This window comes from Coprococcus sp. HPP0074 (assembly GCF_964238105.1).
GTDB lineage: Bacteria > Bacillota > Clostridia > Lachnospirales > Lachnospiraceae > Faecalimonas > Faecalimonas umbilicata.
In genome coordinates, this window is the sequence record NZ_CAXSKS010000004.1 from 85,320 (window position 1) to 111,036 (window position 25,717).

The 25,717-nt window shown below is 42.6% G+C and carries 22 protein-coding genes; 6 read left to right on the forward strand and 16 right to left on the reverse strand.

Annotated features, from left to right (window positions below):
* Positions 1-54: 54 nt before the first annotated feature.
* The 7 genes from pfkA to ACESPO_RS06620 form a co-directional block, all read right to left on the reverse strand.
* Positions 55-1,029 carry a 6-phosphofructokinase gene (gene pfkA / locus ACESPO_RS06590; RefSeq protein ID WP_009263357.1) on the reverse strand — a complete coding sequence of 325 codons (975 nt, stop codon included), beginning with the start codon at positions 1,027-1,029 and terminating at the stop codon, positions 55-57.
* 67 nt (positions 1,030-1,096) lie between these two features.
* Positions 1,097-4,573, reverse strand: coding sequence for a DNA polymerase III subunit alpha (locus ACESPO_RS06595; RefSeq protein ID WP_117577941.1), 3,477 nt, complete (start codon positions 4,571-4,573; stop codon positions 1,097-1,099).
* A gap of 194 nt (positions 4,574-4,767) precedes the next feature.
* Positions 4,768-5,736, reverse strand: a complete 969-nt coding sequence (locus ACESPO_RS06600; RefSeq protein WP_016439536.1) for a carbohydrate kinase family protein — start codon at positions 5,734-5,736, stop codon at positions 4,768-4,770.
* Between the two features lie 17 nt (positions 5,737-5,753).
* The gene (locus ACESPO_RS06605) at positions 5,754-7,244 is read right to left on the reverse strand and encodes a glycoside hydrolase family 32 protein (protein WP_336305066.1); all 1,491 of its coding nucleotides are present in this window, start codon (positions 7,242-7,244) and stop codon (positions 5,754-5,756) included.
* Complete coding sequence (locus tag ACESPO_RS06610) at positions 7,237-8,910, reverse strand: type 2 periplasmic-binding domain-containing protein (protein WP_336305065.1); 1,674 nt, start codon at positions 8,908-8,910, stop codon at positions 7,237-7,239. Before ACESPO_RS06610 ends, ACESPO_RS06605 begins: the two co-directional genes overlap by 8 nt.
* An 11-nt stretch (positions 8,911-8,921) precedes the next feature.
* On the reverse strand, positions 8,922-9,821 hold the full coding sequence (locus ACESPO_RS06615) for a carbohydrate ABC transporter permease (RefSeq protein WP_117577947.1): 900 nt from the start codon (positions 9,819-9,821) through the stop codon (positions 8,922-8,924).
* An 11-nt stretch (positions 9,822-9,832) separates the two neighbouring features.
* Positions 9,833-10,771 carry an ABC transporter permease gene (locus ACESPO_RS06620; protein ID WP_009263362.1) on the reverse strand — a complete coding sequence of 313 codons (939 nt, stop codon included), beginning with the start codon at positions 10,769-10,771 and terminating at the stop codon, positions 9,833-9,835.
* Between the two features lie 238 nt (positions 10,772-11,009).
* Here ACESPO_RS06620 and ACESPO_RS06625 point away from each other — a divergent pair, with 238 nt between their 5' ends.
* A complete protein-coding gene (locus tag ACESPO_RS06625; protein ID WP_336305064.1) occupies positions 11,010-12,035 on the forward strand; it encodes a LacI family DNA-binding transcriptional regulator in 1,026 nt (341 codons plus the stop codon).
* Between the two features lie 127 nt (positions 12,036-12,162).
* Here the strand turns inward: ACESPO_RS06625 and ACESPO_RS06630 are convergent, their stop codons facing one another.
* The 8 genes from ACESPO_RS06630 to ACESPO_RS06665 all read right to left on the reverse strand — a co-directional run bounded on the left by ACESPO_RS06630 (position 12,163) and on the right by ACESPO_RS06665 (position 19,336).
* On the reverse strand, positions 12,163-12,984 hold the full coding sequence (locus ACESPO_RS06630) for a CvfB family protein (protein ID WP_336305063.1): 822 nt from the start codon (positions 12,982-12,984) through the stop codon (positions 12,163-12,165).
* Position 12,985: 1 nt separating this feature from the next.
* Entirely contained in the window at positions 12,986-13,708 is a 723-nt protein-coding gene (locus ACESPO_RS06635) for an acyl-[acyl-carrier-protein] thioesterase (protein ID WP_016439532.1), read from the reverse strand.
* Between the two features lie 15 nt (positions 13,709-13,723).
* Entirely contained in the window at positions 13,724-14,908 is a 1,185-nt protein-coding gene (locus ACESPO_RS06640) for a cation diffusion facilitator family transporter (protein ID WP_009263366.1), read from the reverse strand.
* A 27-nt stretch (positions 14,909-14,935) separates the two neighbouring features.
* On the reverse strand, positions 14,936-15,628 hold the full coding sequence (gene spoIIR / locus ACESPO_RS06645; protein WP_008977073.1) for a stage II sporulation protein R: 693 nt from the start codon (positions 15,626-15,628) through the stop codon (positions 14,936-14,938).
* A gap of 64 nt (positions 15,629-15,692) precedes the next feature.
* Positions 15,693-16,370, reverse strand: a complete 678-nt coding sequence (locus ACESPO_RS06650; RefSeq protein ID WP_008977074.1) for a GntR family transcriptional regulator — start codon at positions 16,368-16,370, stop codon at positions 15,693-15,695.
* A 4-nt stretch (positions 16,371-16,374) separates the two neighbouring features.
* On the reverse strand, positions 16,375-17,250 hold the full coding sequence (gene ispE, locus ACESPO_RS06655) for a 4-(cytidine 5'-diphospho)-2-C-methyl-D-erythritol kinase (RefSeq protein WP_008977075.1): 876 nt from the start codon (positions 17,248-17,250) through the stop codon (positions 16,375-16,377).
* Positions 17,251-17,342: 92 nt separating this feature from the next.
* Positions 17,343-18,905 (reverse strand): DUF3794 and LysM peptidoglycan-binding domain-containing protein, encoded by a 1,563-nt coding sequence (locus ACESPO_RS06660; protein WP_009263368.1) that lies wholly within the window; start codon positions 18,903-18,905, stop codon positions 17,343-17,345.
* 11 nt (positions 18,906-18,916) lie between these two features.
* Complete coding sequence (locus tag ACESPO_RS06665) at positions 18,917-19,336, reverse strand: protease complex subunit PrcB family protein (protein ID WP_009263369.1); 420 nt, start codon at positions 19,334-19,336, stop codon at positions 18,917-18,919.
* A gap of 122 nt (positions 19,337-19,458) precedes the next feature.
* Between ACESPO_RS06665 and ACESPO_RS06670 the strand changes: the two genes are divergently transcribed.
* Genes ACESPO_RS06670 through ACESPO_RS06685 form a run of 4 tightly spaced genes read left to right on the forward strand, consistent with a single transcriptional unit; the run spans position 19,459 to position 24,020 of the window.
* Positions 19,459-20,238, forward strand: coding sequence for a lysophospholipid acyltransferase family protein (locus ACESPO_RS06670; RefSeq protein WP_117577951.1), 780 nt, complete (start codon positions 19,459-19,461; stop codon positions 20,236-20,238).
* A 5-nt stretch (positions 20,239-20,243) separates the two neighbouring features.
* A complete protein-coding gene (locus ACESPO_RS06675; protein ID WP_009263371.1) occupies positions 20,244-21,701 on the forward strand; it encodes a nicotinate phosphoribosyltransferase in 1,458 nt (485 codons plus the stop codon).
* A gap of 12 nt (positions 21,702-21,713) precedes the next feature.
* Entirely contained in the window at positions 21,714-23,192 is a 1,479-nt protein-coding gene (locus ACESPO_RS06680) for a UDP-N-acetylmuramoyl-tripeptide--D-alanyl-D-alanine ligase (protein ID WP_270602180.1), read from the forward strand.
* 21 nt (positions 23,193-23,213) lie between these two features.
* A complete protein-coding gene (locus ACESPO_RS06685; protein WP_117577955.1) occupies positions 23,214-24,020 on the forward strand; it encodes a Cof-type HAD-IIB family hydrolase in 807 nt (268 codons plus the stop codon).
* Between the two features lie 90 nt (positions 24,021-24,110).
* On the opposite strand, the gene ACESPO_RS06690 is transcribed toward ACESPO_RS06685, so the two are convergent.
* On the reverse strand, positions 24,111-24,617 hold the full coding sequence (locus ACESPO_RS06690; RefSeq protein WP_009263374.1) for a sporulation initiation factor Spo0A C-terminal domain-containing protein: 507 nt from the start codon (positions 24,615-24,617) through the stop codon (positions 24,111-24,113).
* Between the two features lie 163 nt (positions 24,618-24,780).
* Here ACESPO_RS06690 and ACESPO_RS06695 point away from each other — a divergent pair, with 163 nt between their 5' ends.
* A complete protein-coding gene (locus ACESPO_RS06695; RefSeq protein ID WP_016439524.1) occupies positions 24,781-25,509 on the forward strand; it encodes a helix-turn-helix transcriptional regulator in 729 nt (242 codons plus the stop codon).
* The last annotated feature ends 208 nt before the right edge of the window (positions 25,510-25,717 follow it).

The following is a 25,717-nucleotide window of genomic DNA, read 5'->3' on the forward strand; positions in this document are numbered from 1 at the left end:
GAAAGCCATCTACTCTGCCGTCCTCACAGACAGATTGTTTCTCTTATAAAATCACTAAATTGCCAGTTTTTTCGCAACCTCAAGCTGATACTCTGGAAGTTTCTTTTCCATGTTCAGCGCTTCATCAATATCCACATCAATATATTCACCATGCTTGTATCCTACCACACGGTTCGTCTTTCCTTCGCAGAGAAGTTCTACTGCCTTTGCACCCATAATGGAAGCATACACTCTGTCCTTTGCTGTCGGGCTTCCACCGCGCTGCATGTGTCCAAGGATCGTCGCTCTTGTCTCCATTCCAGTTGCTTCTTCGATTCTCTTTGCCATGTTGATGGAATCTCCGACACCTTCTGCATTGATGATAATATAATGTTTCTTTCCACGGTCTCTGTTATCAATAATTCTCTTGATAATTTCTGACTCATCGTAATTGTGCTCTTCTGGAAGAAGGATCTCCTCTGCACCGTTGGCGATTCCACACCACAATGCCAGATACCCTGCATCTCTTCCCATAACCTCTACAATACTGCAGCGCTGATGAGAAGTCGAAGTATCACGCACTTTATCAATTGCTTCCATTGCGGTATTCACCGCTGTATCAAAACCGATCGTATACTCTGTACAATCAATATCCAAATCGATTGTTCCCGGGATTCCGATTGTATTGATTCCGAGCTTTGCAAGCTTCTGTGCTCCGGCAAAAGAACCGTCTCCACCAATGACAACAAGCCCTTCAATTCCGTATTTCTTACAGATTGCAGCAGCCTTCTGCTGTCCTTCTTCTGTACGCATTTCCTTACATCTGGCAGTCTGGAGAATCGTACCTCCGCGCTGAATTGTATCAGATACGTCTCTTGCTGAAAGATCGATGATCTCCTCTTCCATCAGTCCCTGATATCCTCTTCTGATCCCTCTTACTCTAAGTCCTTTCCCCAAAGCTGTTCTGACTACGGAACGGATTGCCGCATTCATTCCCGGAGCATCTCCACCACTTGTCAGGACACCGATTGTACGTATACGCTTTGCCATGATATTACCTCCATTTACCTATACCTAAATATTATTATTTATATATTTTGTGATTATTTTAACATACTTAAAATTTGTTTTCAATGCATTTTTCGACAACTTTCACACGTTCTTCCCCATAATAATTTGTCAGTCTGCTCAAAATATTCGGTTCAATCCCAATGTTCCAGTTACGCGGAAGACGTTTTACCGCTTTCTCTGCCTTACAATAAATTACAACTGTGTCATCTCCTTCAGAATCCTGGAGCATGCCCATCAAAAGCTTTTCTTCCGCAAGATAACTATTTTTGTCTGCAAACTGAATCCAAAGTTCTCTCTTTACTTGATGAAATGGGATGATTTTCTCACAAATCAGTTTGCTAGGACGGTCATCTTCCTCAGAAACTCTTCCTTTGACAAACACCTTCTTATCTTCTTCCAAGTATTGTCTGTTCGCCTCATAATCTCTCGGGAACACGACAACTTCCACCGTTCCGAGCAGATCTTCCACGGTAATAAATGCCATCATTTGATTTGTCTTCGTATGCTTGATCGTCTTCCCAACGATCATGCCCCCGATGATTTCTTTCGCACCGTCATGCACTTTTGTCCGGTTTGTCTCCTCATCAAGCTGAAAGTCCAGTGTAGTTGCCGACACACTTTTCTTCCACTGCTCTTCATAGGCATCTAATGGATGCCCGCTGATATAAACACCAAGCACCTCCTTCTCAAATGCAAGAAGCGTCTCTTTTTCATATTCCCCAACATCTGGGAGCTGGATCTCAAATTCTTTCTTCTGATCTTCGTCGACAAAATCAAACAGTGACATCTGCCCGCTCATCGAAAATTTCTTTTCCTGATTGACATTGTCTACAATCTGAATATAGATCATCATAAACTGCTTTCTTGTCCCGCCAAGATTGTCTAGCGCCCCTGCTTTGATAAAGTTTTCAATACTTCTTTTATTTAACATTTCTTTTAAGGAAATACGTTCAATAAAATCTTTCAGTCCCCGGTACAATCCATTTTCTTCCCGTTCACTTACAATTGCTTCAATGACCGGCTTCCCGATACTTTTGATCGCCGCCAGTCCATAGCGGATATTTCCCTCATCTACCGAGAATCCACTGACTCCGCGGTTGATATCCGGCGGAAGGATTTTGATGCCCATCTGCCTTGCCGCATAAATATATTCTGATACCTTTGTCGGATTTTCAATCACAGATGTCATCAGCGCTGCCATAAACTCAATGGGATAGTAATATTTCAAATAGGCTGTCTGATAAGAAACAACTGCATATGCTGCGGCATGAGATTTATTGAACGCATATTTTGCAAAATCAATCATTTCATCATAAATCTTATTCGCTGTCTTTTCATCAATTCCATTGTTCAGACATCCCGGAACTCCTTCATCAATATTGCCATAAACAAAACTCTGGCGCTCCCTCTCCATGACATCCGCCTTTTTCTTTGACATCGCCCTTCGCAAAAGGTCACTTCGTCCAAGTGTATATCCGGCAAGATCACGCACAATCTGCATAACCTGTTCCTGGTAAACGATACATCCATATGTCGGTGCAAGGATTGGCTCCAGCTGTGGGCAATCATAGGTGATAGATCCTTTGTCATTCTTTCCTTTGATGTACTGTGGAATGAAATCCATCGGCCCCGGCCGGTACAGCGAAATACCGGCAATGATATCTTCCAGACTCTGCGGCTTTAACTCTTTCATAAAGTTTTTCATTCCGGCGCTCTCCAACTGAAATACACCATCAGTCTTCCCGGTTCCGATGGAATCCAATACCAGTTTGTCGTTGTAGTCAATCTCCCCCATATCCAACTTGACTCCAGTCGCCTGCTCCACCAGGTTGACGGCATTCTGAATTACGGTCAGAGTTCTCAAGCCCAGGAAATCCATTTTCAAAAGACCAAGTTCTTCCAGTGTCGTCATCGTAAACTGTGTCGTGATCGAACCGTCCGATGCTCTGGAAAGCGGCACATATTCGTCTACCGACTTCTGACTGATCACGACTCCGGCAGCATGCATCGACGTATGCCGTGGAAGCCCTTCGAGACGTTTGGACATGTCGATCAAATATTTTACTTGTTCGTCTGTCTCATACATTTTCCGGAACTCCGGATTCATTTTCAATGCTTTATCAATCGTGATATTTAGCTCTGTCGGAATCATCTTTGCGATCGTATCGACAAATGCATACGGCAGATCCATCACACGTCCTACATCGCGGATCACACCTCTTGCCGCCATTGTACCGAATGTTACGATCTGCACAACGCGGTCTTTCCCATATTTTCTCACAACATAATCGATGACTTCCTGACGCCGTTCAAAACAGAAATCAATATCGATATCCGGCATGGACACACGCTCAGGATTTAAGAAACGTTCAAACAGAAGCTGATAGCGGATCGGATCAATATTCGTGATCCCAAGACAGTACGAGACAATACTTCCCGCCGCCGAACCTCGCCCCGGCCCTACACTGATATCATTGTCCCTCGCATATTTGATGAAATCCCATACGATCAGGAAGTAATCCACATATCCCATATTTTTGATCGTACTCAATTCATAGGAAAGACGTTCTTTTAATTCTTCTCCCGGATTTGGATACCGGCGTTCTAACCCTTCAAAACAGAGTTGATTCAGATATTCCCATGAAGTCATTCCCCCTGGCACATCGTATTTTGGAAGTTTCGTCACCCCAAATTCAATCTCCACATGACATCTATCTGCAATCTTCTGCGTATTTTCCAGCGCCTGCCTTGCATATGGGAATAATTCGATCATCTCCTGCTCTGACTTGACATAATACTGTCCGCCTGCATAGCGCATCCGGTTTTCATCTGTCAACTTTTTCCCGGTCTGAATACACAGCAGAATGTCATGCGGTTTCTCATCCTCCGCATAAGTATAGTGGACGTCATTGGTCGCCACAAGCTCGATCCCGGTCTCTGCCGCCAGCCGAATCAGACGCTGATTGACATCTGCCTGCTCGGTCAGCCCATGATCCTGAAGCTCCAGAAAGAAATTCCCCTTTCCGAAAATAGATTCATATCTCAGTGCTGCCTGTTTCGCTTCCTCGAACATTCCCCGAAGAAGATTTTTCTGTACTTCCCCTGCAAGACAAGCACTCAGTGCAATGATTCCTTCATGGTACTCTTCTAACAATTCGATATCAATTCTTGGCTTGTAATAATATCCTTCCACAAACCCTTTGGAAACAATCTTCATCAGATTCTGATATCCCTGATTATTTTCTGCCAACAATACCAGATGGTAATAGCGGTCCTCTCCGCCATTGATCTCATGGTCAAAACGTGACCCGGGAGCCACATACACCTCACAGCCAAGAATGGGATTGATGCCTGCAGCCTTAGCCGCCCGGTAAAAATCAATCACACCAAACATGACACCGTGATCGGTGATCGCAGCACTGTTCATCCCCAGCTCTTTTACCCTGGCAACGTACTCTTTGATTTTATTTGATCCATCCAGAAGACTATACTCTGTATGGACATGCAAATGTGCAAAACTCATAGATGTTGCTGATTTCCTCCTTTTCTTCTCTTCCTGTCAATATCCGAAACAGTGAAAGTACCATTTCCTTCTGAATCGGTCCGGCAGATTTTTATTACTCAAATATTTATTACAATGATTCTAAAATCTACGAATCCAGTATATCATCATTGAAACTCGCCGTCATTCCTTTTCTAATAGAAAAATCCTGCCCCTCAAAATGAAGAGCAGGATTTTCCTCCCAAAACCTTTTCAATTTCTTCTCGTTCCGGCATCACTCGCAGAGCGCCTTTTTTCGTCGTGATCAATGCAGCTGCTGCATTGGCAAACTGTAGCATTTCCCTTACCCTTTCTTTGTCTTGCTTCTGTATGCCATATCTTAATATGTAGTCCAGAAGGCAAGCGCAAAATGTATCTCCCGCTCCAGTTGTATCGATTGTGTCCTCCATCAAAAAGGCTTCTGCTTCTACAATCTCACTGCCAAAAAATGCTTTGCTTCCCTGATTTCCCATCGTTGCACAGACAAAAGGAATTTGATATTTCTCTATCAGTTTCTGTACTCCGCGATCAATGTCTGTTTCTCCTGTCATAAATGTGATCTCATTGTCAGAGATTTTTAACACATCGCACTGACTCATCCCAAATGCAATCTTTTCTTTTGCCTCATCTAAATGATTCCAAAGTGCCGGACGCAAATTAGGATCAAAAGAGATTATCGCACCATTTTGTTTTGCTGTCCAAATGGCATATTTTGTCGCTTCTTCTGCCTCGGACGATGTCATAGAAAGGCTTCCAAAATGAAAAAGTTTTGTCTCTTTTAAAAGTGCTTCCCCAACTTCTTCTTTTCGAAGCATCATATCCGCACCGGGATTCCGATAAAACGAAAACGTACGCTCTCCATCTGCTGCATTATGTACAAAAGCCAATGTCGTTGGGATTTTCTCATCATAGCAGATTCCCTCTGCTGAAATTCCCTGTTCTTTTACTACCGACACCAACATTTCTCCAAAAGAATCTTTCCCTACTTTTCCAATAAATGCGGTATTTCTCCCCAGTTTCTGAAGCATTGCAAGTACATTGCATGGCGCTCCTCCAGGATTTGCCTCATAAATCTGATTACCCTGACCGCTGATTCCTGCACTGGTAAAATCTACCAGAAGTTCTCCTAATGCTACTACATCCATTGCCTTCCTCCTGCTCTTTAAATCAGTTCATGTTTTTCCACGTTGATTTTTACTGTTCCATCACAACAAAATACAATCTCTTCTGCTTCCATCGGCGTACAGATTGCTGTGGTAGACACTTGCTCCCCATCGTTAATAAATAATTCAATAGACTGTCTGTCCATAATAAAACGAAGTTTTAAAGGTTCTTTTTGTTCTGGAAGTTTCCACGCACGCTGACATACGATGTCCCTTGTCACACCGCAGTATGTTCGGTTCACTTCCATTATCTGTTTTTTTCTATAATAAGTATAACTGGTCGTATATTCTTGATTGTGTGCCAGTTCGATGCAAAATTCATCGAAGACTCCTTCGCAGATTTCCACTGTCAAATCCAAAATCCGCCCTTTCACTTCATCAAATTGCACCGTACCAGATACTTCCTGATTCTCCAAACGACAGGAATTTTTTCGGTAGTTTTTCAATTCTTCTACCGGTTTCTGATATAACTTTCCATTTACATAATGTAATTCTCTTGGAAGTGTCATCATTCCCTGCCATTTTTGTTCTTCCGGAATTACGCAGGCATCCCAGGATTTCATCCACGCAATCAGGATTCTTCTTCCATCCGGCAGTTCTGTCGTCTGCGGTGCATAAAAGTCTAATCCATAATCCAATGTTTTCGGCATCTCTTTTTGGAATGTATGTGTGTTTTCATTGTAATCTCCCACAAAATATACAGAATTATTTCCATTATGAAATTCGTATTTCTGCGCTTTCATATTCTGCGGCGAACAGATTAGAAAATATTTTTCATCCAATGCGAAGAAATCCGGACATTCCCACATGGTCCCCACTTTGCCGTCACTGTTTTCTGCCAGTACAGTTTCAAATTTCCACTCTTCTAAATTTTTACTGGAAAAAAGAACAACCTGTCCTTTTTGTTCTGCATTTTTATTCCCTACGATGAGGTAATAGGTATCCCCTTTTTTCCATACTTTAGGATCACGGAAATCAATCCGGCTACAGTTCTCCGGCATCAGCTCTCCAGTCACTACCGGATTTTTGGAAGATTTCTCATAAGAATTTCCATCTCCATATGCAATGCATTGATTCTGTCGCTCTTCTTCTCTTCCATCTTCCAGCACTTGTCTGCTCACACCAGTGTAGAGAAGCACATGTTTCCCATTTGCTTCCAGAGCGCTTCCTGAAAAACATCCAAATGCATCATAATTTTCATCTGGAGCCAACGCCACAGGAAGAGTTTCCCATGAAATCATATCCTCTGAGACACTGTGTCCCCAGTGCATCGGTCCCCACTCTCGTGTATAAGGATGATACTGATAAAACAGATGAATTTTCCCATCATAAAATGAAAATCCATTTGGGTCATTCATCCAGCCAATCGGTGGTGTGATATGAAACACCGGTTTTTCTTCGAAAGAAATCTCCTTCTGTTTATTTTTTTCATATTCTCGCGCTTTTTCTAATTTTTCACTCACGCTTTGCTCACCTGTCTTTCTATTCATTCTTTAAGGATTCCTGGTATTGATCAAAATATTTCTGTTTGATTTTTAAATAATCGGATAGTCCATACTGCTCCATTTTTTTCAGATAACTATCCCATTCTTCTTCAATTCCGCCATTTAAAATCCAGTCTGCTTTTTTCTGTTCTGCATACTTCTTGATGTCAGTATCGTACTGAGATACTTTATTCGTATCTGCAATGCTCATAAATACATTTGGGTATACATACTTGCTGTTCATGTCCTCCAAGTATACTTCATGCATATTATCGAGACGCCATTTTGCATCCGTAGGCTGTGTCACATAAGTATCATAATACTCATTTAATATTGCCAGTGGTCCATTGACCGACTGTGCCTCTCGGACTTCTACCGGAGACTGCTCTCCAAGGTCCATATGCTTTAACATTTTTTCGCCTTGTGCATTCTCATTCATCTCAAAAATATTAAAGGAATCTTTTTCCCCATAGGTTCCCCAGTTATTCTGCGGAGACTGTAACGGAGCATACATCTGATCGATCCAAGCAGCCGCCAGTGCAGTATTCCGGCAACTTGTTGTCAGTACACAGCGCCCTCTGTCAAACCCGCTCGTTTCACTGTTATTCTGTCTTGTAATGTTTACCAGTCCTTCTGGGCCTGCGAGCGCTGGCAGCATAACATAGTCTTCATAATTATCAATATTAGAAATATCCCATGTGAAGCAAAGCCCATAACGATGGCTCTTTCCTTTCGCTACATAAGTAGACCACTCTTGTGTGAAAGCTTCCGGATCGACCAAATCCTGCTCTACCAGCCCATGCAGCCATTGAACGCCTTCTTTATATCCTTCCTGCACAGTAGTATAGATCACTTTTCCTTCATCTGTCACCGCAAAATGATCCCCCGTGTCCCCATAGCCTTCTCCGAATCCATTGATTAAGATTCCTGGATCCTGATCTCCATTATTGATGATAAAAGACATTGGGATAACCTCTCCCTCTATTTCAAATTCGCTTTCCAAAAGATCTGCATTATCCCGAAAAGCGATCAGTACCTGTTCTAGTTCTTTTGTCGTATCTGGTACTTCTAGTCCTAAAAAATCCAGCCACTTTTTATTGATATAAGGAATGTTGCCAATTGCCTGAATCGCTTCTTTTCCCTCTCCAAGCTGTTCAATCCACGGAAAGGAATAAATATGTCCATCCGGAGCTGTGCACATTGTTCTGTATTCCGGATACTGTTCAAATACCGCCTGCAAATTAGGCATGTATTTGTCAATCAACTCCTCCAGAGGAATAATGATTCCTTGTTTTGCATAGCGTAAAAGATCATAATCATTCATCCCCGCATTGAAAAGCCCGTCCGGAAGATTTCCAAATTGAGCCAATGCAAGATTTTTCTTATCCGCAAACTGATCTGCCACAAAACAGGTCCAGTCAATATGTACGTTCGTCTGTTTCTCCAGTCTTTTGAAGATCTCTCTTTGATTTGGATCTTGTGTAGAGGTTGCCGGCGCATTGGTAATAAATGACAGCTCCGCTTTTTCTTTTAATGGAAATGCTACTTCTTCCACTGGTGTATCCGGATTGATCTCTGCTTCCATCTTCTTTCCGTCTCCGCATCCCACAACAGAACATGCAAGCACCAAAGATAATCCTGCTGCAATTACGGTATTCTTCTTTCTTCTCATGCTGCTGCCTCCTAACCTTTCACTGAACCAACCATAATACCCTGATCAAAATATTTTTGGAAAAATGGGTACATGATCAATAATGGTAAACTTGATACAACGATTGTGGCATATTTCAATAATTCTGCCACTTTCGCCATCTCTGCCGTACTTTGGATATCCGCGATCATTCCCGGCTGCGGCGTATTCTGCACTAAAATAGACCGAAGCACAAGCTGCAATGGCTGCAGATCCGCATCATTTAAGTAAATCAATGCATCAAAATAGCTATTCCACATTCCCACAAAAGACCACAATGCCAAAACAGCGATGATCGGCTTGCAGACTGGAATCATGATTTTAAAGAAATGCTGAAGCTCGCTTGCCCCATCCAGCGCAGATGCTTCCCGCAACTCTTTCGGTATTGATTGATAGTAAGTTCTTGCAAGAATCATATTCCAAACATTAAATGCCCCCGGAATCAAAATCGCCCAAACCGTATTCACCAGATGTAACTGATTGATCAAAATAAAAGTCGGAATCAATCCTCCTCCAAAAAACATGGTAATGATGAAAATCACATTAAAAAATCCTCTTCCGACAAAATCTTTTTTTGACATCGGATACGCAGCTAACAATGTGATAAACACCGAAATGACTGTAAATGCTGTGGAATAGAAAAAGGAATTGAAAAATCCTCTCCAGATCATCTCATTTTCCAGTACTCTCCGATAGGCATCTAAGGTCCATTTCTTAAAATCAAAGCTGATTCCCTGACTGTTCAATACATTTGGATCCATAAAAGAAGCTGCTACAACATATACAAGCGGAATGATAATCGCAAGTACAAATAAACCTAACGCGAAATATCCAACTCCCAAGATTAGTCTATCTGACATTCCCAGTTTTCTTTTTCTTCCTGTTGCCTTCATTTTTGCACCTCCTATAATCCTTCTCCATCATTAAGCTTCTTCACGATCAGATTTACTGCAATCAATAAAATAACATTGATAACCGAGTTGAACAGACCGACCGCTGTTGAATATCCGTAATCGCCATTCAGCAGACCAATTCGATAAACATATGTTGATAAAATTTCTGATGCCGGAAGATTCATCGAAGTCTGTAATGCGTATGCCTTTTCAAATCCAATGCTCATAATATTTCCTGCCTGCAAAATAAACTGAATGACAATAATATTTTTGATGGCCGGAAGTTCTACATAACGAATCTGCTGAAAAATATTTGCACCATCTACGATTGCCGCCTCTTCTAAATCCTTACTTGCGTTGGAAAGCGCTGCCGTATACATGATCGAAGCCCATCCAGCTCCCTGCCAGATTCCACTGGCGATATAAATGGTGCGAAATGCCTCCGGCATTGCCATCCAGTTTGTATTGATTCCAAGCACCTGATTGATCGGACCTACCGGTGACAAAAACATCCTAACCATACCACAGAGAACAATCACTGAAATGAAATTTGGCGCATAAATCAATAATTGAATATTCTTCCGCAGTCCAACCTTTCGAATCCGATTTAGCAACAGTGCTAAAATAATCGGTACTGGGAATCCCCATAAAAGCCCATATGCACTCAGTTTCAATGTGTTCAGCAAATAATTCATAAAATCTGGTGAAGACAGGAATCTCTTAAAATACTCCAGACCTACCCACTCACTTCCAAAAATTCCTTTGATGACATTGTAATCCTCAAATGCGATCAGTACTCCACTCATTGGGATATACTTAAAAATAATCGTCAAAAGAAGAGCTGGCATTAAAAAAATCACATACAACTGCCAGTTCTTTCTGACATACGCCAGCTTCTGCCTCATTGTCTGCTTTGCAGAAACTGTTTTCTTTCTCGCAAACGTCCTCATGCTTTGTTCCTCCATTTTCTTTTCCTCTTTTATAAACCGGTTCCGCAACCGGTAAAGTAACCGGTTACTTTTGATTTGATACTACAATAAAATTACTCCTCTGTCAACATTTTTTCCAAAAAATCACTCTCTTTTCTCCCACTCTAAATAACCGGTCACTTTACCAGTTATTTTTAAATTGCTTTTTACAGTTGTTCTTGCTATACTAATGTTAATTTATAGAAAGAGGCGTTTTATTATGAGCAAAAAGAAAGTCACCTTTGCTGACATTGCAAAATATACCGGATTCTCCAAGACAACTATCTCCAGATATTTTAATGACCCGGATTCCCTGACTCTGGAAAATCAGGAAAAAATTGCAAAAGCACTGGACGAGCTTGATTATCAGGAAAACAAACTCGCAAAAGTTCTCGCAAATGGAAAGAGTGAATTTGTCGGCATCATTATCCCGAACCTTTATCTACACTATTATTCTGAGATGTTGAATCAGCTTTTATCCAGCTACACAGACTACCATTACAAATTTCTTGTATTTGTAAGCAGCGACCAGAAAGAACTGGAACAACAATATTTAGATGAGCTGATGGCATATAAGATTGAGGGATTGATTGTCTTAAGCCACACGTTTCCTTCAGAAAAACTGGCCTCCTATCATATTCCGATCGTTGCTATCGAGCGGGAAGCAGAACATATCTGCAGCGTCAACACTGACAATTATATGGGAGCCGTACAGGCAGCCACTCTCCTGATTCGGAATCAGTGTGAAATCCTCATTCACGTCAATGTTCCGGTTCCTAAGCAGGTTCCCGCTTACAATCGTATCCGTGGTTTTGAAGATACCTGCATCGAACACCATGTTCCTTATGAACTGATGCTGCAAGATTTTGGTTCCACTTATGAGACAACTTACGAAGCAATCAAAAAAGTCTTTGTCAAAATTGACAATGCTTATCCAGGAAAGAAAAAAGGTGTTTTTCTCGCCAATGATACCTATGCAAATATTTTTCTAAACCTAGTTTTTCAAAAATATGGAACATTACCACAAGAGTATCAGATCATGGGATTTGACAATTCCCCTATTGCAAACGAGTCAATCATCCCTATTTCCACTATCGGACAACAGATCGATCAAATTTCCAAAACAGCTATGGAACTTCTGATCCTCCAAATGAACGAGATGAAGAAAAGGCAGCCCGTTCCTTTAAGCGAACCGATTCATAAGCAGATTACTCCTGTTTTGATCCGCCGGAATACTACGGATTAAATACGGTCAAAAAATCTCCTTTGCACAGAAAAGAAAACACTCAAAAAGGAACTGTAATACTATTTTCTTAGTACAACAGTTCCTTTTATTTCGGAGTATTTTACCTATATCAAATCATTTCTTCTGCCTATTTCATCACAATGGAATCTTCTTTGATCTCAATCTTCCTCTCCTTAAGCAGCCTTCCCACTGCTCTTTTGAATGCATTTTTGCTCATGCCGAGTTCCTTTTTAATCTTTTCTGCGTCTGCTTTATCATTAAACGGCAGCTTTCCATCGCATTTTTTCATGATACCAAGCACATACTCTGCATCTTTATCCATCTGCGCCGGAATTTTCTCGCGGATGCTTAAATCCAGCTTTCCGTCTTCTTTGACCGCAGTAACTCTTCCAGTCACCTCTGTTCCGACACAGAAATTTTTAAAAACTTCTTTTCTTGGGATCAGCGCAGAATATTTATTATCTACGGCAACAAAGACTCCAAAGCGATCACTGGTGTCATAGACAATCCCATGTACCATATCATCTTTCTTATATGGAGAATCCGTGCGAAGAAGACCGTATACTTTCATTGTCGCACAAAGTCTCTGACTTTTGTCAATATAAAGTGTCACAAGACATTTATCTCCTTTTTCCACTTTTGCTGTCTGTTCTTTAAATGGAAGGAACAGATCCTTTTCCAGTCCCCACGACAGAAATGCCCCGAATTTTCCTACATCTGCAACTTCGAGCACTGCCAATTCTCCGACTTTCAATTCCGGCTCATTGGTCGTGGCGATCAGACGGTCGCTGGAATCCTTATACAGAAAGACCTCAATCGGATCTCCCACTTCAATATCCTCCGGCACCTGCTTTTTCGGAAGGAGCACTCTTTCTTCATCACTTCCCAAATACACTCCAAAATCCACGATTTTTACTACTGTCAATACTTGTTTTTTCCCTAACTGCATCCTAATTTTCTCCTCTTACTTGCACGATCGCATATGGTCTTTCCTTTTCATCTCCAAGCACGATCGTTGTGTTGTCTTGTTCCTCTATCATAGACGGATAAATCATATCTCCGTACACTGCTGATTTTTTGTACTCAACCCTCAGTTCCCTGATCTTAGACGGCGTTCCCATCTCTTCCCAAACATCCAATGCCATCTGCACATACTGGCTATTGTTCACATGGTGATTCGTATCGATCTGATGTCTTCTCACTGGAAATGGCTCACCCTGCTTTCGTTCTTTTGGCAGAGGGATCTTTCTTCCTGCATATTCCATCGGAAGCGGTTCCTCTGTTCCATACCCTGCAATTTCCTGAGGCTGTGGTCTTACCGGACGCCCTTTTTTCAGATCCATGAATACCCATATGGAATAGGCATAGGCGATTTTACTCCCTTTTGCATCGGTCATCACAAAATTTCTTGTCCCATACAATCCGTCAAATCCGGTCGCGAACGTCTCTACTGTAACTTCCTCACCAAGTTTTGGCCGACGCTCGATCACAATCTGCCAGAAAGACAATACCCATGCTTTCTGATGCTCCTCCATATATTCACATCCGACTCCAAGTTCTTCTGACTGGAAGGTACTGCAGTCTTGAAAATAATTGACAAGATTGGGAATGGTCAGTTTCCTTTCCCCATCGACTTCGCTGTATCTGATCCGTTGTTTCCATTGATATTTCATTTCTCTGCGCCTCTTTTACTTTTCTTTCTCATTGATAAAACTTGTCTCCACGGTGATCACACACTGGTATCTAGAATCCCTCTCCCGGATGCATCTGACAAATAAGTCATGCAGCTCCCTCTGCTTTGCCTGATCATATTCATGTGGCACTACCATGTCAAAGATCAGATTGATCTGGTCTTTGCCGTCTACCATTCGGAAATCATGGATACTTGCATCTGCGTCCAGCGACTGAAGCACTTCTTCTGCCATCTTTCTCGCTGCAAGTACTGTCTCATCTTTCGTCTCAACGGGATCCATATGAATGACAAGAAAAATGCCAAGCTGCTTGAGCGCATCCCGCTCAATCCGGTCGATCACCTCGTGTGACGTCTCAATGTCTGTGTCGTTAGGAACCTCTGCATGGATGGATGCCATACTTTTCCCAGGTCCGTAATTATGTACGATCAAATCATGGCTCCCTACAATCCCATCATACTGCTCTACAAATTTTGTGATCTGTACATAGACTTCCGGGGAAACCGCTTCTCCGATCAATGGCTCCAGTGTGTCTTTTGCAATGCTGATTCCTGCCCACATCACGACAAGTGACACTCCCAGTCCTACAAATCCATCGATATTAATTCCCGTCACTCCAAAAACAATCAATGAAAGAATCGTCGCTGAAGTTGTGATCACATCTCCGATCGAGTCGGCCGCTGTCGCCAGCATCACCTGGGAATGGATTCGTTTTCCTAATTTCTTATTGAACATTCCAAGCCACAGCTTGATTCCGACAGAAAGCAATAATATTATAACAGAAATCAACTGAAAGTGCATCTCCTGCGGATGCATGATTTTCTGAATCGCATCTTTCAAAAAAGTAAACCCGACCTCAATGACAAGGAAAGATACTACCAGTGCAGAAATATACTCGATTCTTCCATGCCCAAACGGGTGATCTTTATCTGCGGGCTTACTTGCGATCCGAACTCCTACAAAGCTTATGATAGAAGATCCCGCATCTGACAGGTTGTTAAATGCATCTGCCATAACCGAAATACTTCGCAGAACAAACCCGATACTTATTTTTATCAAGAATAATAACACATTACAAAAGATGCCGACGACACTCGCCAGCATCCCATATCTTGTCCGGACTACGTTGTTTCCTGTCTCTTCATAGTCTTTTACAAATCGTTTTACTAACCAATCGGTCATAAAATCCCTCTCTTCTTTTGCTGTTTTCTATTTGTCATCTTTCTCCGGAAAAAAGAACCATCTCACTTTTACTTTTGCATCAGAAGTTACCAGATCATACTCTTCCTCCGTCAACACTTCCTGAAGTTCTTTCTTTCCATCTTCCGGGACGACTGCATGAACTGCATCAATAAAACAGAGATTTGGATATAGGACACACCACCAGTTATGCCCTTTCGCCTCTCCAATCTCAATGCGAAGCGCTTCATATTCCCCTGCCGGAAATGTGACGTCCCCATAAGTTTTCTCCGGGAAATAACTTGTAGTCAGTTCTAGGTGAACCGGATAGTCATAGGACTCCCCACAGATTACTGCCTGAGCAATATCCCCCAGCTCTCCGAGATGCTCCCCAACCCACTCTCTTGTCTGTGCAAGATCGGTATGCTGCGGCATTTTATATTCCATATAGGCAAGAACCGCTTCCTTAACCTTCATCTTCAATGCCTGATCTTTTTCGCTGTCACTATTTGCCAGCACATGGAACCGCAAAACCTCTCCCGCCATATGCTCCTGAAGATTGGACAACTTCTCCTTTGCTGCCGCATGCATCCTGGTTGTCACCACCCCGGTCAATACCCCTGCGATCAATACTGCAAGTATGAAAATCCTGTACTTCGCTTTCTTTGTGATCCCCGGCACAACTGTCTTTTCTGTTTCTGCTGCTTGTTCTCTCCCACTCATCACTATGTACCTCCCTTTTTGATATAAGGAGTATGTACCGATGAGCAGTTTTTATTCATTATTCCTATTCTTTTTTCGAGCGGATCGTATGCAGCACAGATTCTACCTGATTCTCAATATGGCGACATACAATCTTTGCAGCTTCTTCCTTGTTGCGCTTTTCAATATTTTCTATAATCTGATCATGCTCTTCTAACAATTTCACATGGGATTCGTCCTTTTTCAAATATTCCACGCGGAAACGGTACATCTGCTCCCGGAGATTATTCAACAGTTGGATCAGACGCTGGTTGTCGGTCGCCATATAGATCACATCATGAAATTTCACATCGGCTTCCGCATATTTTGTCACGTCTTTGCTCTTTAATGTCACTTCAAACTCCTTCGCGGCTGCTTTCAACTCCTCAATCTGCTGTGCAGTCATCTTCTCACAGGCAATCTCTACGGCGAGCTCTTCTAACGCACGTCTGACTTCCAACACATCCTTTAAGCTTTTCTCTGTGATCTCGGCCACTTCCGCCCCTTTTCTTGGGATCATGAGCACAAGTCCCTCCAGCTCCAGCTTGCGGATCGCCTCCCGAATCGGAGTGCGGCTGACTCCCAGCTTATTGGCAAGCTGTATCTCCATCAGGCGCTCTCCCGGCTTTAATTCTCCGCGCAGAATTGCCTGCCGCAGTGTATTGAATACAACATCTCTCAATGGTAAATACTCGTCCATGCTTACTTGAAATTTTGGTTCCATGCTCTTATTTCCTCCTTGCATTGTGTATATTCGTAATATACACCTGCTTTGCCAGTTCTCTGTCTCTGATTGCTTTCTGTGCCTCGCGCGCCATTCTGCGGTCTCGGAACAGACCAAATACCGTCGGCCCACTTCCGCTCATCATCGCGTTCAAAGCCCCGTGCGCTTTCATCACATTTTTAATCTCTTCGATCACCGGATATTCCCCGATCGTCACTCTCTCCAGCACATTGCCCATCGAAGCTGCCACTTTTTCCAGGCTCTGCTCCGAAAGTCCCTGCAGGATCCCATCAATATCCGGATGATCTGTAATCTCCCCCGAATCTAATTTTTCATACACCATCTTCGTGGATACACTGATCGGCGGTTTCGCAATCAGCACATAACAGTTCGGCATCTGCGGCAGTCTTGTCAATTCTTCCCCGATTCCCTCTGCCAGCACTGTCCCTCTCATCAGACAGTACGGTACATCTGCTCCAAGCTTGACCCCTCTGTCCATCAATTCCTGCTCAGAGAGTCCTAAGGCAAACATCTTGTTCATTCCAAACAGAACTGCCGCCGCATTGGAACTTCCACCTGCCAGACCTGCCGCTACCGGTATATGCTTATCAAGTGTGATCGACACTCCGTCCTGAATATCAAATTCATCGATCAGAAGCTTTGCCGCCTTGTACGCAATATTATTTTCATTGACCGGAAGATAGAACAAATTCGTCTGAATCCGTATGCCCGGTTCCTCCGTTCGTCTCAGTGTCACATCATCATACAGATAGATGGTCTGCATAACCATCCTGACATCGTGATAACCATTCTCTCTTCTTCCGAGTACATCTAGTCCCAGGTTAATTTTCGCCAGAGATTTTAACTTTAAGTATCTCATCTTCCTACCCCTTTCGACCACAACACACGGATTTCTTCTATCAGAACCTCTACATCCGATAGAAGAAATCGTGTATCTTGTATACATTATTCTTATAGTATACTCATGTTTTCTTTAAAAATCAATATCTTATCCCCCGGTTTCACCTGATCTTCCGTCAGCCCATTGACTGCACAGATCCCGTCAATTGTGGTACAGTACCGCTTTGCCAGTGTCCACAGTTCCTCTCCTTCTTTTACGATATAACCGACGATTCCCGGACGGCGCTCCAGCTCCTCTGTCTGATATGGCTCCATCGTAATGTTGTCAATGACCTCTGTCTGCACCGGCTGTCTGATAAAACTGCAAAATGCCAGAACTGCCTTCACCTCAATCTCTCCACTTCCCGCCATGGAAATAGAAAGCTGTTCAATATTATTTGAAATATCATACTGTGTCTTCTCATTCATTCCTTCTGCCTCTAACAGATAGGAAAACGGCACCATGCCCTGCCACGTTGCAAATGGCACCTCATCATTTGCTTTCACATATAAAAAGGAGACATGGAGGATTCCTTCCATTTGAATTCCGTTTTCCGTCACTTCTGTGTGCTCTACCTGAATGTCTCCATTACTATGACAGATTTGAAGGATTTCTTCTTTTAACTCCGGAAGCGCAAGTTGCTCTGTCACCTTGCATTTTGAATGATTCTGAAGCAACAATGTCTCATAAGCTGCTTCCTTCTTTTCCAGATTACATTTTTCTTTCAGAGAATATGCATCCTCAAGAATCTCCAATTCTTCTTCCTGATAGATCGTGATCTTCAGATCCAGTGTTGCCTCAACGCCCAGTACCCTCATTTCTCCATCTTCATCCATGCGGATGTCCACAAGAGTATCCTCCAGATTTGCATAGAGATGATGATACATCTGTGCCTCTGCCCCAGAACATTCCACCGTTCCCTCATAGGGAACAGTCTGTTCTATCCAGTCTTCTTTCTGTTCCTCCGACAGATATAAGCAAAAAACAAGCAGTTCTCCTTTGACGACAAGCTGATCGTCAATCAGCTTCGAATCCAGCTTCCGGTTTACAATATCTGTCCAAAGAATCGTCCCAATATTCTCCTTTGTGCCCGGCAATGTAATCTCTTCCTTGATCCGGTAAGTATCTTTCTTCCCGGTGTGCAGTTCCAGCACTTTCGCAGTCCGCTTTTTCTGGAAAATTTCCTCCTCCTCTTCAATTCCGGTTGTTGTCTCCTCTTCCCGGAGCACTTCCCGGCAAATCTGAAGCTCTACCATCGCTTTCAAATTCATTTTCCGGGAATGGATCAGCGTCGGCACAAACTCCACTCGGTAATCCCCTACACTGTATGTAACCTGTGCTTCCCCTTCTTCGATGTAGACCATCTCTTCAAACGGAAGTCTTCCTTCCACTGCTGACAGTTTTGGTTCCACCTCATCGGTCACATACAACACCTGAAAATATAGTTTTCCGGATACTCTGAGATAATTTTCCATCCGTTCTATCCCTTCGACCTTGACATGCCCCTCCCCCTGTACAACACGGAGTACATCATTTTTTGCATCGGGTACATTGTAATCGTCATCTACAAAAAACTGATGGATCATCCGCTTTCCAATCTGACTGCAATGTACATTTTTCTTTCTTAACTCCATAAAACATCCTCCTACTCAAATATAATATTTTTATCAATCCATTCCATTTTCACAACAACATACGGATATGTCTGTTTTTCCGTGATTTTCTCTTCCTTGGACGGCCCTAAAAGCTCCGTCTGTATATAGACTGCATTTTCTGTCTCGTACAATGCTTTCACTTTTATACTGTAACCGCTTGTCGGTCTTGTTCCATACCCCACTGCAAGGTACAGTTCTCCCTGATCTGCATAAGAAAGTTGAAATCCTTCTTCCTTTCGCTCTGCAATCATTTCCTCTAATTCTTCCGGAATGTCCTGCTTCTCTGTCACCGTAAATTCTATGTCCCGAAGTTTCCCGGTCCGCTCTGTCTTCTCCACACAGCCGCCCACCGTCAACATCAGACAGGCAACAAGAAGAAGAACTATTTTCCTGCCAATATACTTTTTCACCTGGAAACAATCACTTCCGCTCCTGCATGATTCTCTCTACATCTTATTATCTTTCTTGTCTTTTCATTCCCTCTCTAGTATAATATTTTCAATAAATCAAAATAATGAAGGAGACTTTAACTATGCTGCGTTTTACATTTTTAGTGATATTTTTAATATCCTTTTTAATTCTTTCCATCCCAGTATTGCTTGTAGAAGCCATCATCGGGAAGTTCAACCGGAAGGCAAAAGATTACAGCTGTCTTCGCATTGTCCAGTGGGGATTTCGTTGTATTTTATGGATCACCGGAGTAGAAACGACCGTGATCGGCGAGGAACAAGTACCAGATGAACCGGTCTTATTTGTCGGGAACCACAGAAGTTATTTTGACATTCTGCTTACTTACTCCCGCTGCAAGCGTCTAACCGGCTATGTGGCTAAAAAGGAGATGGAACGCTTCCCTCTTTTGAACAACTGGATGCGTAATCTCTACTGCCTGTTCCTCGACCGAGATAATTTAAAAGAAGGACTCAAGACAATTCTGACCGGGATCGATTATATCAAGCAGGGAATTTCCATCTGTATTTTCCCGGAAGGGACAAGAAATACCGGCGAGGAATTAAGTATGCTCCCGTTTAAAGACGGCGCACTCAAGATCGCCGACAAGACCGGATGTGCAATCGTTCCGATCTCGATGAACAATACTGCCGAAATTTTCGAAAACCATCTGCCAAAGAAAGGTACAAAGGGATTTCCAAAAATCCGGAAGACGCATGTGATTATTGAATATGGCAAGCCAATCTATCCACACACACTTGATCGGGAAGAACGCAAGCACCTTGGTGCCTACTGCCAGAATATCATTCAGGAAACTATCAATAAAAACGCTGCACTGCTCGAAAGCGTGCACGAAAGGGGCTAAGAACCATGACAACACAAAATTTAACATTATTGACCGATTTTTATGAACTGACGATGATGCAGGGATATTTTCACAGCAAAGAGGAAAATACTCCTGTCGTCTTTGACATCTTTTTCCGCAGTAATCCATCCGGCGGCGGGTATTCCATCGCAGCAGGACTGGAACAGGTAATTGAATATATCAAAAATTTGAATTTTTCTTACGAAGATGTCGACTATCTTCGCAGCCTGAATCTATTTGATGAAACTTTTCTTCAGTATTTAAGCGGATTTCATTTCAGCGGAAGTATCTATGCGATCCCGGAAGGAACTGTGATCTTCCCTAGAGAACCACTCCTGAAGGTGATTGCTCCGGTGATGGAAGCGCAGCTTGTGGAGACTGCACTGTTAAACATTATCAATCACCAGTCACTGATCGCCACAAAAGCTTCCCGCGTCGTCTATGCCGCTGACGGAGACGGTGTGATGGAATTTGGACTTCGCCGGGCACAAGGACCGGATGCCGGACTCTACGGCGCAAGAGCCGCCATGATCGGCGGATGTATCGGTACTTCCAACGTGCTTGCCGGACGAATGTTTGATGTACCGGTAAAAGGAACCCATGCACACAGCTGGATCATGAGTTTCCCGGATGAGTACACTGCTTTTAAAACTTATGCCAAGCTATACCCTTCCGCATGCTGCCTGCTTGTAGATACTTACGACACCTTAAAATCCGGTGTTCCAAATGCGATCCGTGTCTTCCGGGAAATGCGCGAAGAAGGAATCGAACTGAAAAATTATGGGATTCGTCTGGACAGCGGTGACCTTGCTTATTTATCAAAAAAGGCAAGAAAGATGTTAGATGCCGCTGGCTTCTCGGATGCATTTATCTCAGCCTCCAATGACCTTGATGAATATCTCATTCTCGACTTGAAGAATCAAGGTGCTGCAATCACTTCCTGGGGGGTCGGCACGAGCATGATCACCTCCAAAGACTGCCCGGCATTCGGCGGTGTCTACAAACTTGCTGCCATTCAGAATGCCGACGGTGAATTTATTCCGAAGATCAAACTCTCAGAAAATACGGAAAAGATTACGAACCCAGGAAATAAAACCGTTCACCGAATCTATGACAAAGAAACCGGAAAGCTTCTTGCTGACCTGATCTGTTTTGTCGATGAAGTCTTCGACGAAAGTAAGGATCTCCTACTCTTTGATCCAGTAGAAACCTGGAAGAAGACAAAACTAAAAGGTGGTACTTACACGATGCGCGAACTGTTAAAACCAGTCTTCTTAAACGGGAACTGTGTCTACCAATCACCGACCGTCATGGAAATCGCTGATTACTGCCGCAAAGAGAAAGAAACACTCTGGGATGAAGTGACACGTCTGTTCAATCCGCATAAAGTGTATATTGACCTCTCAAAGAAATTGTATGATGTCAAAAAAGAACTGTTAGATCAGATGAGTATTCAAGAATAGGAGAAACTGATTATGGAACATATGTCATTACAGGAAATTACAACAGCCTGTGGCGGAACCTATTACGGGGAACCGTCACTGCTTACAAGAGAAGTATCCGGTGTCGCCATCGACAGCCGGAAAGCCGGAAAGGATTTTTTATTTGTCCCGATCAAAGGAGCCAGAGTAGATGGACATTCTTTTATTCCACAGGTGATGGAACAAGGGGCACTCTGCACACTCTCCGAGCACCCGCTTTCTGACAGTTCCCCATATATCCTTGTGAGTTCCTGCGCCCAGGCGCTCAAAGATATTGCCGAACATTATCGCAGGGCACTCGGAATTAAAGTAGTCGGGATCAGTGGAAGTGTGGGAAAGACAAGTACGAAAGAAATGATCGCTTCCATTTTGGAACAGAAATATTCCGTTTTAAAAACTGCCGGCAACTTCAACAATGAAATCGGTCTCCCACTGACCGTTTTCCAGATTCAAAAAGAACATGAGGTTGCTGTTCTTGAGATGGGCATCAGCGACTTTCAGGAGATGAACCGCCTAGCCAAAATTGCACAGCCAGACATCTGTGTGTTGACCAATATCGGACAATGTCATCTGGAAAATTTAGGAGACCGCGACGGTGTGCGGAAAGCAAAGACAGAGATGTTCGCCCACAGACGTCCGGGCGCTTCAATCATCCTGAACGGAGATGATGACAAACTGTCTGAAATTGCAACAGTGCATGCCGCTTCTTTCTCCAAACAAGACGGTACAACTGTCGTTCCTTATTCTGATTCGACTCACGATGAGACTTCTGCCGCATCCGCTGTCGGCAAATCCGGGGATACGACTCCTATCTTCTTTGGAAAAGATCCGCACAATGCTTTCTATGCCGATGAAATTCAAAGTCTCGGACTCAAAGGAACTTCCTGTAAGATTCACACTCCAGCAGGTGATTTTACAGTGATCATTTCCATCCCAGGTGCACACATGGTATACAATGCCCTTGCCGGAACCGCAGTCGGCATTGAACTTGGACTGACACTCGATGAGATCAAGACCGGAATCGAAGCATTACAGCCAGTTGCCGGAAGAAACCACATGATTGAGACAGAACATCTGACAATCCTTGATGACTGCTACAATGCAAATCCAGTTTCCATGAAGGCCTCCCTGGATGTCCTCTCCACCGCACTTACAAGAAAGGTTGCAATTCTCGGAGATATGTTTGAACTTGGAACGAAGGAACTTCTCCTTCACAGAGAAGTTGGTACCTATGCAGCCGAAAAGAAACTGGATCTCCTCTGCTGCATTGGGACATTATCCAAAGCAATGGCAGATGGTGCATCCGAATTTTCTGCACAAAACGATACAAAAATTTGCTATTTTGAGACAAAAAACGACTTTTTAAATGCTGTTTCTTCTATTATAAAGGAGCACGATACAATTCTTGTAAAAGCTTCCCATGGAATGGCTTTTGAAGAGATCGTCCACGCCCTCTGTCACTTAACATTTTAAAAAACACTCAGGAGAATTGACATGAATTATGAAGTATTAGTTCTTGATCTTGACGGTACACTCACCAACTCTGAAAAAAAGATTACAGAACCAACAAAAGAAGCGCTGCTTGACATTCAGCAAAAAGGAAAGATCGTCGTGCTTGCATCCGGCCGGCCGACCCCCGGCATCTTGCCGCTTGCCCACGAATTGGAATTAGAAAAATATGGGGGATATGTTCTTTCTTTTAATGGCGCAAAAATCATCAACTGCAGTACCGGAGAAGTCTTATACAATAAGACGATTCCTTCTGAAGTGATACGCCCTGCCTATGAACTGGCAAAAGATTATGATGTGGATATTCTTGCATATTCCGATGATGCGATCATCTCCGGAATCTGCCCGAATTCCTATACAGAATTGGAAGCCCGAATCAACAGTCTTCCGATCTGCCGTGTAGAAAATTTCCCTGCATATATAAATTTTCCTACAAACAAACTGTTGATCTCAGGTGAAGAGTCGCTCACTGCCGAACTGGAAATCAAATTGAACTCCCATTTCCGCAAGCTACTCAATATTTACCGCTCAGAGCCTTTCTTTCTGGAAATCATGCCACAAAATATTGATAAAGCATATACCCTCCAGAAATTATTATCTGCAATCGGCCTGACCGCAGACCAAATGATCTGCTGCGGCGATGGTTATAATGATATTACCATGCTGGAAAGCGCCGGACTCGGTGTTGCCATGGCAAATGCCCAGCCGCTTGTCCGTGAAAAAGCAGATTATATTACAAAGTCCAATGACGAAGACGGTGTTCTGTTCGTCATTGATCAATTTCTCAGATAGAAGCTTTCCACTTCATTTTGCCGGCTGTTCCCTTTCGGGAGCAGCTTTTTCATTTGTCCTTCTTTCAAACAAATTTTCTCCTCGTATTTTTTAGAAGCCGGCAACTTTTCCAAACGTCTCTTTCATCGACTCATACAAATGATCTTCTTCTCCAATACATTTATTCCGAAAATCCATCAGTTCGCACATAATCTTGATAAAAAATGTATTGACTTCTTTCTCATATGTATTTTGTTTTTCCCGGTCTTTTTCCGGCAGATTTGCTTTCTTTTCTTCTCTTTGTTCTTCTGATACCCTAGCATAAAGTGTGTGAAGTAAATTTCCATTTGTCACATTGACTACTGACAGATATTTCTCTACCAGCGCCAAGTCTCCATAAGTAACCGCGTTGGAAAAAGCATAACGAATAGACTTTTCTACCCTGCAATAATTTGTCTTATTCATACGCGCTACCTTCTCGTATACAATCATCATCTTCGCATTTCTCCATGCTTCGTCTTCTTCAAATAGTTCCATGATGTCCAAAATATACTTGAATCCTTTCAAATTCGCTGGTATCCCAATCTCCATTAAAATTTCCTGTACCCGTTCTCTCATCACTCTACTCCTTTCGACAAACTGGTAAATCCTTAGAAAGCACCTGCCCTTTACCCTATCGTATTTGTCTAAAATAGTCAATCTTTTTGTTGACTTTAAAAGAATCTTGTAATATTATGGGTTTGTTTAACAAAATATTATATCATTTTAGGGAGATTTTACAATGAGTTTAGGAGATAGACTGAAAGAACGACGCGTTATGCTGAATTTAAGTCGAAAAAAATTAAGCGAGATCACTTACATTACTCCACAAGCCCTGGCCAACTATGAAAATGGAATCAGTACTCCGAAATTTGAAATATTAATCAGCCTTTTTCAATCATTAGAATGTGATGCCAATTATCTATACCAGGATTATCTGCCTGCCAATCTCCAGACAGACTTTAATATTACAAAAAACGAACAAGATCTCATCGAAAAATACCGTCAGCTCAATGACCATGGAAAACATGTAGCCAAACTGATCATTGACGAGGAATATGCCCGTATGCTGGAAGGTCTTCTCCGGAAGAAACGTGTCTCCTTCCCATGCCTGTTTCCAACCCTTCACAATGCCTGGACATTCCATCTTGATGACTGTTTCTCAAAGGAAGTCAGTATCCTGCCTAACCATATCACAAGCGAGACTGATTACTGCATCAGAATTCCGGATACGGATATTCTAGAGCCTATTTTTCACTCCAACGATATTCTTGCCGTGAAAAACTGTCCGGTTCATCACAATGAAATCGGAGTATTCTCCTTTCAGCATAAGATGTACATTCTGAAATTATATCATATGGGAAATACGATTAAACTGATTCCATTCCATGTCAATGCAACGCCAATCCATATCCATCCGATGAGTGATTTCAAATGTCTGGGAAAAGTTCTCGGTGTTGTGTCTGAGTAGGTCGAATAGTTCTCTTTGTGAACAGTCCTTCATTTTTTCTTCTTATTTTATTCACAATCCTTTTATTTTTTGCACACACAATCAACACATTTTTCCAGTATAGTTATTATTGTAATAAATATTACTGAAGCAACATTCATAATACTATTACTAATAACATCTTTTTCATAACTTTTCTCCAAGAACTGCGTCCCCAACGCAGTTCTTA

Coding starts and splice junctions, on each gene's coding strand:
- pfkA (WP_009263357.1), bottom strand. CDS start 1,029: ATGGCAAAGCGTATACGTACAATCGGTGTCCTGACAAGTGGTGGAGAT.
- ACESPO_RS06595 (WP_117577941.1), bottom strand. CDS start 4,573: ATGAGTTTTGCACATTTGCATGTCCATACAGAGTATAGTCTTCTGGAT.
- ACESPO_RS06600 (WP_016439536.1), bottom strand. CDS start 5,736: ATGGATGTAGTAGCATTAGGAGAACTTCTGGTAGATTTTACCAGTGCA.
- ACESPO_RS06605 (WP_336305066.1), bottom strand. CDS start 7,244: ATGAATAGAAAGACAGGTGAGCAAAGCGTGAGTGAAAAATTAGAAAAA.
- ACESPO_RS06610 (WP_336305065.1), bottom strand. CDS start 8,910: ATGAGAAGAAAGAAGAATACCGTAATTGCAGCAGGATTATCTTTGGTG.
- ACESPO_RS06615 (WP_117577947.1), bottom strand. CDS start 9,821: ATGAAGGCAACAGGAAGAAAAAGAAAACTGGGAATGTCAGATAGACTA.
- ACESPO_RS06620 (WP_009263362.1), bottom strand. CDS start 10,771: ATGAGGACGTTTGCGAGAAAGAAAACAGTTTCTGCAAAGCAGACAATG.
- ACESPO_RS06625 (WP_336305064.1), top strand. CDS start 11,010: ATGAGCAAAAAGAAAGTCACCTTTGCTGACATTGCAAAATATACCGGA.
- ACESPO_RS06630 (WP_336305063.1), bottom strand. CDS start 12,984: ATGCAGTTAGGGAAAAAACAAGTATTGACAGTAGTAAAAATCGTGGAT.
- ACESPO_RS06635 (WP_016439532.1), bottom strand. CDS start 13,708: ATGAAATATCAATGGAAACAACGGATCAGATACAGCGAAGTCGATGGG.
- ACESPO_RS06640 (WP_009263366.1), bottom strand. CDS start 14,908: ATGACCGATTGGTTAGTAAAACGATTTGTAAAAGACTATGAAGAGACA.
- spoIIR (WP_008977073.1), bottom strand. CDS start 15,628: ATGAGTGGGAGAGAACAAGCAGCAGAAACAGAAAAGACAGTTGTGCCG.
- ACESPO_RS06650 (WP_008977074.1), bottom strand. CDS start 16,370: ATGGAACCAAAATTTCAAGTAAGCATGGACGAGTATTTACCATTGAGA.
- ispE (WP_008977075.1), bottom strand. CDS start 17,250: ATGAGATACTTAAAGTTAAAATCTCTGGCGAAAATTAACCTGGGACTA.
- ACESPO_RS06660 (WP_009263368.1), bottom strand. CDS start 18,905: ATGGAGTTAAGAAAGAAAAATGTACATTGCAGTCAGATTGGAAAGCGG.
- ACESPO_RS06670 (WP_117577951.1), top strand. CDS start 19,459: ATGCTGCGTTTTACATTTTTAGTGATATTTTTAATATCCTTTTTAATT.
- ACESPO_RS06675 (WP_009263371.1), top strand. CDS start 20,244: ATGACAACACAAAATTTAACATTATTGACCGATTTTTATGAACTGACG.
- ACESPO_RS06680 (WP_270602180.1), top strand. CDS start 21,714: ATGGAACATATGTCATTACAGGAAATTACAACAGCCTGTGGCGGAACC.
- ACESPO_RS06685 (WP_117577955.1), top strand. CDS start 23,214: ATGAATTATGAAGTATTAGTTCTTGATCTTGACGGTACACTCACCAAC.
- ACESPO_RS06690 (WP_009263374.1), bottom strand. CDS start 24,617: ATGAGAGAACGGGTACAGGAAATTTTAATGGAGATTGGGATACCAGCG.
- ACESPO_RS06695 (WP_016439524.1), top strand. CDS start 24,781: ATGAGTTTAGGAGATAGACTGAAAGAACGACGCGTTATGCTGAATTTA.